The sequence below is a fragment of the Streptomyces sp. NPDC059456 genome, assembly GCF_042750055.1.
Taxonomy (GTDB): Bacteria; Actinomycetota; Actinomycetes; order Streptomycetales; family Streptomycetaceae; genus Streptomyces.
The window spans coordinates 1-7,973 of record NZ_JBHYVA010000298.1; the positions used below are offsets into that span (position 1 = coordinate 1).

The 7,973-nt window shown below is 73.3% G+C and carries 9 protein-coding genes; 6 read left to right on the plus strand and 3 right to left on the minus strand.

The window, feature by feature from the left end:
* On the minus strand, nucleotides 1-1,534 hold a 1,534-nt coding region (locus ACFXA3_RS24005; protein WP_385189927.1), incomplete at its 3' end, for an acyl-CoA dehydrogenase.
* A 160-nt stretch (nucleotides 1,535-1,694) separates the two neighbouring features.
* On the opposite strand from ACFXA3_RS24005, the gene ACFXA3_RS24010 reads away from it, so the two are divergent.
* A complete protein-coding gene (locus ACFXA3_RS24010; protein WP_385189930.1) occupies nucleotides 1,695-2,063 on the plus strand; it encodes a hypothetical protein in 369 nt (122 codons plus the stop codon).
* Here ACFXA3_RS24010 and ACFXA3_RS24015 read toward each other — a convergent pair.
* The gene (locus tag ACFXA3_RS24015; protein ID WP_385189933.1) at nucleotides 2,050-2,310 is read right to left on the minus strand and encodes a DUF397 domain-containing protein; all 261 of its coding nucleotides are present in this window, start codon (nucleotides 2,308-2,310) and stop codon (nucleotides 2,050-2,052) included. The two genes, ACFXA3_RS24010 and ACFXA3_RS24015, sit on opposite strands and share 14 nt — an antisense overlap.
* Nucleotides 2,270-3,118: a helix-turn-helix domain-containing protein gene (locus ACFXA3_RS24020; protein ID WP_385189935.1), complete on the minus strand. Its 849-nt coding sequence runs from the start codon at nucleotides 3,116-3,118 to the stop codon at nucleotides 2,270-2,272. Before ACFXA3_RS24020 ends, ACFXA3_RS24015 begins: the two co-directional genes overlap by 41 nt.
* 135 nt (nucleotides 3,119-3,253) lie before the next feature.
* Here ACFXA3_RS24020 and ACFXA3_RS24025 point away from each other — a divergent pair, with 135 nt between their 5' ends.
* From ACFXA3_RS24025 to ACFXA3_RS24045, 5 genes are all read left to right on the plus strand, one after another.
* The gene (locus ACFXA3_RS24025) at nucleotides 3,254-3,643 is read left to right on the plus strand and encodes an ATP-binding protein (RefSeq protein ID WP_385189954.1); all 390 of its coding nucleotides are present in this window, start codon (nucleotides 3,254-3,256) and stop codon (nucleotides 3,641-3,643) included.
* 101 nt (nucleotides 3,644-3,744) lie between these two features.
* A complete protein-coding gene (locus ACFXA3_RS24030) occupies nucleotides 3,745-4,758 on the plus strand; it encodes a polyprenyl synthetase family protein (protein ID WP_385189938.1) in 1,014 nt (337 codons plus the stop codon).
* 142 nt (nucleotides 4,759-4,900) lie between these two features.
* Nucleotides 4,901-5,542, plus strand: a complete 642-nt coding sequence (locus ACFXA3_RS24035) for a class I SAM-dependent methyltransferase (RefSeq protein ID WP_385189941.1) — start codon at nucleotides 4,901-4,903, stop codon at nucleotides 5,540-5,542.
* Nucleotides 5,543-5,931: 389 nt separating this feature from the next.
* Nucleotides 5,932-6,903 (plus strand): N-acetylmuramoyl-L-alanine amidase, encoded by a 972-nt coding sequence (locus ACFXA3_RS24040; protein ID WP_385189944.1) that lies wholly within the window; start codon nucleotides 5,932-5,934, stop codon nucleotides 6,901-6,903.
* Between the two features lie 136 nt (nucleotides 6,904-7,039).
* Entirely contained in the window at nucleotides 7,040-7,843 is an 804-nt protein-coding gene (locus ACFXA3_RS24045) for a hypothetical protein (protein WP_385189946.1), read from the plus strand.
* The last annotated feature ends 130 nt before the right edge of the window (nucleotides 7,844-7,973 follow it).

Below are 7,973 nucleotides of genomic sequence, written 5' to 3' on the forward strand. Positions count from 1 at the left end.
GGCGGGGGCCCGCTCGCTCACCGAGTGGGGGGGCGTGGCGCCACACCCCCACACACGCCGCCCCCGACCCTCCCCCCCCCGCGCCGCCGGCGGGCGGCCCCGCGGGCGCCCCCCCCCAGGCCAGGTCCGAGCCGGCCCCCGGCTCCGAGAAGAGCTGGCACCAGGTGACGTCCCCGCGCAGGGTCGGCAGGAGGTACCGCTCCCGCTGCGCGTCCGTCCCGTAGGCGAGCAGGGAGGGCACGACCCAGGTGGCGATCCCGAGGTCGGCGACCTTGACCCCGGCCGCCGCCAGTTCCTGCTGCACGACGAGCTGTTCGACGGGGCCGGCGCCGAGCCCGTACGGCGGCGGCAGGTGCGGGGCCGCGTAGCCGGTGGGGGCCAGGACGCGGCGGGTGGCGGCCGGGTCGAGGCCGCGCACGTCCTCGACGGCGGCCCTGGCCCGCTGCCGGTACGTCTCGGCCCGCGCCGGGAGTTCGAGGCGCAGTTCCCGCCGCGCACCGGCGGCCGCGAGCCGCACGGCCCGCATCCGGTGCCCGTCCCCGGCGCCGAGCAGCTGGCGGGCGACGATCGCGCGCCGCAGGTGGACGTGGGCGTCGTGCTCCCAGGTGAAGCCGATCCCGCCGAGGACCTGGATACAGTCCTTGGCGCAGGAGTAGGCGGCGTCGAGCGCGGTCCCGGCGGCCAGGGCGGCCACGAGCGAGCGGACCTCGGCGGGCTCGTCCGGCCCGGCCGCCGCCCGGGCGGCGTCCCAGGCCAGGGCCCGGGCCTGTTCGAGGCGTACCAGCATGTCGGCGCACAGGTGCTTGATCCCCTGGAACCGCCCGATGGGCCGGCCGAACTGCTCGCGGACCTTGGCGTACTCGGCGGCGGTGTGCAGCGCCCAGGCGGCGGTGCCGCAGGCGTCGGCGGCGAACAGCGTGCAGGCCAGGTCCCGGACCAGGGCCGCGTCGAGGTCGAGGAGGCGGCCGGGGGCGACGGTGACCCCGCGGGCCCGCACCTCGGCGGTGGGCCGGGTGGGGTCGGCGCTGTCGTGCGTACGGACGTCCAGTGCGGCGGCGTCCACGGCGAACCAGCACGTTCCGTGCGCGGCCTCGGCGGCGAGCAGGACCAGGTCGGCTTCCCCGGCGCCGAGCACCGGGGGCGCGAGGCCGTCCAGGAGGTGTCCGCCGCCCTCGACGGCGACGGCGGTCAGGGTGCCGGGGCCGAGGGCGACCGCGCCGACCCGCCCGGCGAGGGGCTCGGCCCCGGCCCGGTCCAGCAGGACGGAGGCCAGCGCGCTCGGCAGGTACGCCCCGGGCAGCGCCGCCCGGCCGGCCTCCTCGACCACGACGGCGAGGTCGAGGAGGGTGCCGCCCTCCAGATGGGGCTCCAGCAGCCCGGATTCCGCCAGCGCGTCCCACCAGGCGGGCCGGACGCCGGTCCGCGGCGGGCTGTCGAGCAGCTTGCGCACCTCCTCGGACGGCACGGTCCGCGCCACCCAGCCGCGTACGGCCTCGGCCAACTCCCGCTGTTCCCGAGTGATTCCGATGCCCATGGGCAGGCAGGCTAGAACACGTTCCATTCTGACGGAAGGTCAGAACGAGAACGCGTTCCCCTCCGCCCGCCGGCAGCCGTCCACGGCCGGGCGATGCCGCACCGGGTCCGCGCGGTGTGATGGACTGCGCTCCGTTCACCGTTGGCCACGAGGGGGAGACATGACCACTGACACTGCGGCACCGGATCACGCCGAGAAGAAGCGCCGCGAAGCGGGCCGCATCGAGGGGTGGTCGATCGCATGGATGCTCCTGGCCCTGACCCTCTGGGGAGCGTTCGCGTTCCTGATGCTCGCCGACTACGGCCCCGAATACGGGGGCCGGGCCGCCTGCCGGGGCCCGCTGGCCGGCCCGTCGACCAGGGACGCCGTGTGCCGTGACGACGCACTGCGCCAGTGGCCCGCCCTGCTGGGCGTCCTCGCACTGACCCTCGTCGCCACCGTGACCGCGGCGGCGACCATGGTGTACGCGAAGGTCCTCGCCCGCCTGGCCCCCGAGGAGGGGCCCGCCTCGCCTCCTACAGGGCGCTGACGAACGCGGCGAAGGCGGCGGGGCTCACGGCGAAGGCGGGGCCGCCGGGGTTCTTGGAATCCCGCACGGCGACGAGGCAGGGCCGGGCGGCGATCTCGACGCAGTTGCCGCCGGCGTCTCCGCCGCACGAGGCCTTGCGCCAGGCGGCCGCGCCGAGGGGGGCGCACTCGACGCACTCGCCGCCGTTGGTTCCACTGTAGGACGACTTACGCCACCGCACGTCCGTCAGCTGCAGGCTGGTCCCCATAACGTTCCTCCATTACGCGAGCAATCAGCGCCGCCGAGTCCTTGGGGGACAAGGCCGTGGCCTGCAAGCGAGCGTATCCGACCGAACGCTCCCTGATCACTTGCGGATTGGCCGTCATATGGCCCGAGTCATACCTCTCCGCATAGAAGAGATCAGGGTCGTCATCGAAGCGGAGAAGGGTGAACGACCCCATCATCCCGGTGTGCTCACCCGCCGAGAAGGGCAGGATCTGGACCTGGACCCACGGCTGATGCCGGAAGCCCAACAGGTGAACCAGTTGGTTCCGCATGATCTCGCGACTGCCGACCTGTCGGTGCAGGAGCGCCTCGTCCAGCACCACGCACAGCACTGGGGGGTGCGCGCGAGCGAGGATACGCTGCCGCTCCATCCGAGCCGCCAGCTGCTCGTCTTCGCCATCCGGATAGCCGACCCGCAGCAGCGCCCGCGCGTAGTCCTCCGTCTGCAACAGGCCGTACACCACCTGCGACTGGAAGGTGGAGATGTACGAGGCGCGCGCCTCCATCTCGGCGTACGGCTGGAACCAGGTCGGCAGCTGACTCCTCAGCACCAGCCCCACCAGCCGGGAGAACACCCCGTCCGTACCGAGGGCCGCGTCCACCCGTTCCGAGAAGTCCCGGGTCGGGACTTTCCGCGCCGTCTCGACCTGCCCGATCAGCGAGGCCGTGCAGAAGACGATCCCCCCGAGCTGCCCCTGTTTCAGCCGGGCCTCCTCCCGCAGGCGGCGCAGTTCCGAGCCGTAGTAGTCCAGCGGAGAGGCGCTGGGGTCGAGATCGCGGATGTTGACCATGAGGAGGTCACCCCCAAGTACACGCCGTGCGGCGTTCGTTTCGGTCCGTAGCCGAGCGTAACCACCTCGCTTCACGCTGGTGCCGTGAATCACGTAACTGAGCACTCAGCAACCGACGTTGGCGAGAGCTACCGGATGGGCTTCACCGTCGGTGAGCATTCGGCCCGGCACATGCGGCGCATCCTCCGCATCCACCTGGCCAGTTGGGGCCTCGCCGGGCTGTCCCACGCCGCCGAGCTGGCGCTGACCGAGCTGATCGCCAACGTCGTCCGGCACGTGCCCGGACGGTCCTGCTCGGTGCTCATCCTGTGCGGGCCGCAGGGCGTGCGGGTGGAGGTGACGGACTGCTGTCCGGACCCGGTGCGCGTGGCGCGCTCCGACGGCGGAGCGCTCGGCGAGGGCGGACGCGGGCTGCTCCTCGTCGAGGCCGTGACCGACCGGTGGGGCGTGGAGCCGGCGGCCGCAGGCAAGACGGTGTGGTTCGAGTACGACGCACCACCGCGCCGCGAAACAGCAAGGAAGTGAATCGGACATGGCTGGAAATCGCTCTAGATACCCTCGGTATCAACTGATCCAATCTGGGGCGCTCACGCCACCCCAATTCACCTCCCGGAAGGAAATCAACCGTGAATTGCCTCACGTACGTGGACCTGCACCGACAAGTCTCCTTCGACATCGACAAGGAAATGGAGAGCGCTCTCCTCAGGCTGGCTCCCGCCTCGGGGTCGAGCGCCGCGAAGAGCGCGGTGGACAAACTCCTCCGGCATCAGAAAATGCGGCACCCGCTGTCGGTGCTCCCGATGATGGTGCACGCCATCGAGACGGGCGATCACGGCCCGGCCGTCCCGTTGTCCGTCGTGCACCTGCTGTGGTGGACCTCGGCCTGCTACCTCGATGACCTGGCAGACAGCCACGGAACGCCCCCTTCCGACGGCCTGGACCAGAACGAGGCCCTCCTGGCTTCCGTACTCGGCGGAACGGTGCTCCCGATCCGGATCATCCAGTCGCTGCCGGTTCCGGCGACGGTCCACGGCGCACTGACGGCGGAGATCGCGACCGGTTGGGCCGTGGGCGCCGAGGGACAGCTGATGGATATGGCGGGGGACGTCCGGAACGCCACCCGGAACTCCGTGATCACGGCCTATCGCGGGAAATCCGGCGGCCCCTACTCGATGATCACGGCGATGGCGGCGATATTGTCGGGCGCGAGTGACGAGAGAGTGGAGTTGTGGCGGGAGTTCGGCTTCGTATTCGGCATACTTTGGCAAATATTCAACGATCAGGAGGACATCCTGTCGGGCCGCAACGAAGACCTGCTCAACGGGACGGTCACGTATCTGCTCGCCTGCGCCCTCGACGACGCCCCCGGCCTGCGGGCCCGTGAGGAGCTCCTCGACCGGTGCGCCGCCGCCCGGCGTGCGGAGCAGGCGCGTACGGAGCTCACCCGCCGCCTCCTCGCGCCGGAGGTGCTGCACCCGTACGCCGCGGACCTCGACGCCTTCCGCGGGGAGGCCCACCGCCTCCTCACCGCCCTGGGCGGACACGAACAGCACGTCCCGGTCATGCGGCACCTGGTGGACCACGCGGCGCAGATGCTGCTCCGGCCGGCGCTCGCCGCGGCGGTCGCGGCCTCCGCGTAGCCCGCCGACGCCGTCCGGACGGTTCCCGCCCGCCGTTTCCCCCGCCCCGGAGGGGCCCCGGCCTGCCGCACTACCAGCGGGTAGGGCACCATGGGCCGCCCACCAGCACCACGCAACCCCCACCCCCACCCGGGAGGAACACATGGCCACCCCCAAGCCGGAGATCCTGGCCGCCTTCGAGGCCGCCAAGGGGTTCATGCCCGTACGGGAGGGGCTCGCCCTGTACGAGGCGGCCGCGGCCGCGGCGGCCCTCGGGCTGCCGCTGCTCGAAGTCGGGACGTACTGCGGGCGCTCCACGATCCTGCTGGCCGATGCCGCCCGTGAGGCCGGGGTGGCCGCGATCACGGTCGACCACCACCGGGGCAGCGAGGAGCAGCAGCCGGGCTGGGAGTACCACGACCCGTCCGTCGTGGACCCGGAGGTCGGTCTGATGGACACCCTCCCGACCTTCCGCCGCACCCTGCACGCGGCGGGTCTCGAAGAGCACGTCATCGCGATCGTGGGCCGTTCCCCGCAGGTCGCCGCGGCCTGGGGCGGCAAGCTCGGCTTCGTCTTCATCGACGGCGGCCACACCGACGAGCACGCCGGCGGCGACTACGAGGGCTGGGCCCCGCACGTCGCCGAGGGCGGCACGCTCGTCATCCACGACGTGTTCCCGGACCCGGCCGACGGCGGGCAGGCCCCGTACCGGATCTACCTGCGCGCCCTGGCCTCCGGCGCCTTCGAGGAGGTCTCGGTGACCGACTCGCTGCGCGTCCTGCGCCGCGTCGCCCCGGGCATCTGACCCCGCCGTCCGGCCCCGCCACGGGCCGGACCGGGCCCGAGGCCGGGGCCGGACCGAGGCCAAGGCCGGACCAGTGCCGGGCCCGAGGCCGAACCGGTGCCTAGGCCAAGGCCGGACCGAGGCCGGACCGAGGCCGGACCGAGGCCGGACCGGTGCCGGGCCCGAGACCGGACCGGTGCCGGGCCCGAGACCGGACCGAGGCCGGGCCCGAGACCGGACTGGTGCGGGGGCCGGACCGGTGCCGGGGGCGGGCCGGTGCCGGGGGCGGGCCCGAGGCCGGGGGCGGGCCCGAGGCCGGGTCGCGTGGGCACATAAGCGGATAACCGCACCACGCCCCCGGATGGCCCACGGTCCGCGTCGGCGGGAGGGCCCCGGTCTAGGCTCGCGGCGTGCGCTACGACGACAGACCCCCATCCCCCGAGTCCGCCTCCTCGGTCAGCCCGGAGCGGCGGCGGTTCGTGCGCCGCTCCGGCCTCGCCGTCGGTGCGGCCGTGCTCGCCCCGACCGCCCTGGCGGGGTGGGTCCTCGTGCAGCTGACGACCGGGGCGGGGGCGGACGACGCCCGCCCGCCGCGGATCGTGATGCCGGCCGCCTCGGCCTCGGGCACCGCCCCCGCCTCGGCCTCGCCCTCGGCCTCGCCCTCCGCCGCCGCCCCGCAGAGCGACCCGTCCCCCTCCAAGAACCCGCTCGCCGGCCGGACCGTGGTCATCGACCCCGGCCACAACACCGGCAACTTCAAGCACACCGACGAGATCGACCGGCAGGTCGACATCGGCACCAACCGCAAGGAATGCGACACCACCGGCACCACCACCAACGCCGGTTACATGGAGGCCGAGTTCACGCTCGACGTGTCCCGCCGGCTGCGTACCGTGCTGGAGGCCAAGGGCCTCAAGGTGGTCATGACCCACGAGGCCGGCACCGCCCGCCCCTGGGGTCCCTGCATCGACGAACGAGCCCGGATCGGCAACGAGGCCACCGCCGACGCCGTGGTCTCGGTCCACGCGGACGGCGTCTCCTCGGGCAACCGCGGCTACCACGTCATCCTCCCGGCCAAGGTCAAGGGCGGCGCCGCGGACACCGCCGCGATCGTCGGCCCCTCGCGTGACCTGGGCGAGCGGATCGGCTCGAACTTCGCCCGGACCACCGGTTCCGCACCCGCCAACTACCTCGGCAGCGGTACCGGATTGGTCGTCCGTGACGATCTCGGCGGACTCAATCTCTCGACCCGGCCCAAGGTGTTCATCGAATGCGGCAACATGCGTGACGCCAAGGACGCGGCGCTGCTGACGAGTCCGGAGTGGCGACAGAAAGCGGCCCAGGGCATCGCGGACGGCATCGTCGGCTTCTTGGGCGGGTAGTCCCCCCGGGACAGCCTGCCGCCCCGATCCTCTCGGCCGCCGGGAACCTCCGTACCATGGTCCCGCCCGCCCCGCTCCTGCACGTGCGCGACCGCGGCACCACGAGACGACCGAGACCGAGAAGGACACCTAATACGTGAACATCCGCTCCCTCACTCGAGGCGACGGCGTGGTGATCGGAGCAGCGGCGCTGCTGTTCATCGCCTCGTTCCTCGATTTCTACTCCGCGACCGGCATCGACATGCCGGGCGCGTGGGACACCGACGCGTACGGTCTGGTGCTCCCCTCGATCTTCCTGCTCGGCTTCATCGCGGCCGGCCTGCTGATCGCGGGCCGGTTCCAGCCGGAGAGCCGCAAGATCGCGGGCCTGCCGCTGCCCGCGTGGGGGACGGTGCTCGCGATCGCGGCCGCCTGGTCCTCGCTCTGGGCCCTGATCACCATCCCGAGCCGGCTGGACCTCGGCCCGGGCTGCATCATCGCCTTCCTCGCCGCCCTCGCGCTGGCCGGCGTGGCCGTCGCCGGCGCGAAGGTCCCGGCGCTGGCCGGTGCGCTGATGCCCGAGCCGAGGCCCGCGGCGCCCGCGCCGTACGGCGCCCAGCCGCAGCCCGACGCCGGGTACGGCTACCCGGGCGGCCAGCAGCAGACGCCGTACGGGTCCACCCCGCAGCCGGTCCCGCCGTACGGCGGCACCCCGACCCCGGCGCCGGCCCCGCAGGACGCGACGCCCGCCCCGGCGGCGGACTTCACCCCGTTCTGGTTCGCGGTCCCGGTGGCCCGCCCCCTCTTCCCCGAGGACGGCTCCCCCACCCCGATCGCCGAGCTCGCGCCGGGCACCTGGTACCTCGCGGTGGACCAGCGCGGTCCGGCCACGCTGATCGCCCAGACCCAGGACGGCCGCCGCGGCGTCCTGAACGACACCTCGGGCATCCAGCGCGGCTGACCCGCCCCGCACCCGCCGAGCGGCCCCCCCCCCGCCCGGGGGGGGGGGCGGGCCGACGCCCACCCCGGCCAAGTGTACTCATTTTTTGGGGGGGGTGGGGGTCTAACAGCCGCCCGGAGACCCCCGCGGA

What these genes read in the sequence shown, in the direction of transcription:
- ACFXA3_RS24010 (WP_385189930.1), top strand. Translation starts at nt 1,695, where the DNA reads ATGACCACTGACACTGCGGCACCGGATCACGCCGAGAAGAAGCGCCGC.
- ACFXA3_RS24015 (WP_385189933.1), bottom strand. Translation starts at nt 2,310, where the DNA reads ATGGGGACCAGCCTGCAGCTGACGGACGTGCGGTGGCGTAAGTCGTCC.
- ACFXA3_RS24020 (WP_385189935.1), bottom strand. Translation starts at nt 3,118, where the DNA reads ATGGTCAACATCCGCGATCTCGACCCCAGCGCCTCTCCGCTGGACTAC.
- ACFXA3_RS24025 (WP_385189954.1), top strand. Translation starts at nt 3,254, where the DNA reads ATGGGCTTCACCGTCGGTGAGCATTCGGCCCGGCACATGCGGCGCATC.
- ACFXA3_RS24035 (WP_385189941.1), top strand. Translation starts at nt 4,901, where the DNA reads ATGGCCACCCCCAAGCCGGAGATCCTGGCCGCCTTCGAGGCCGCCAAG.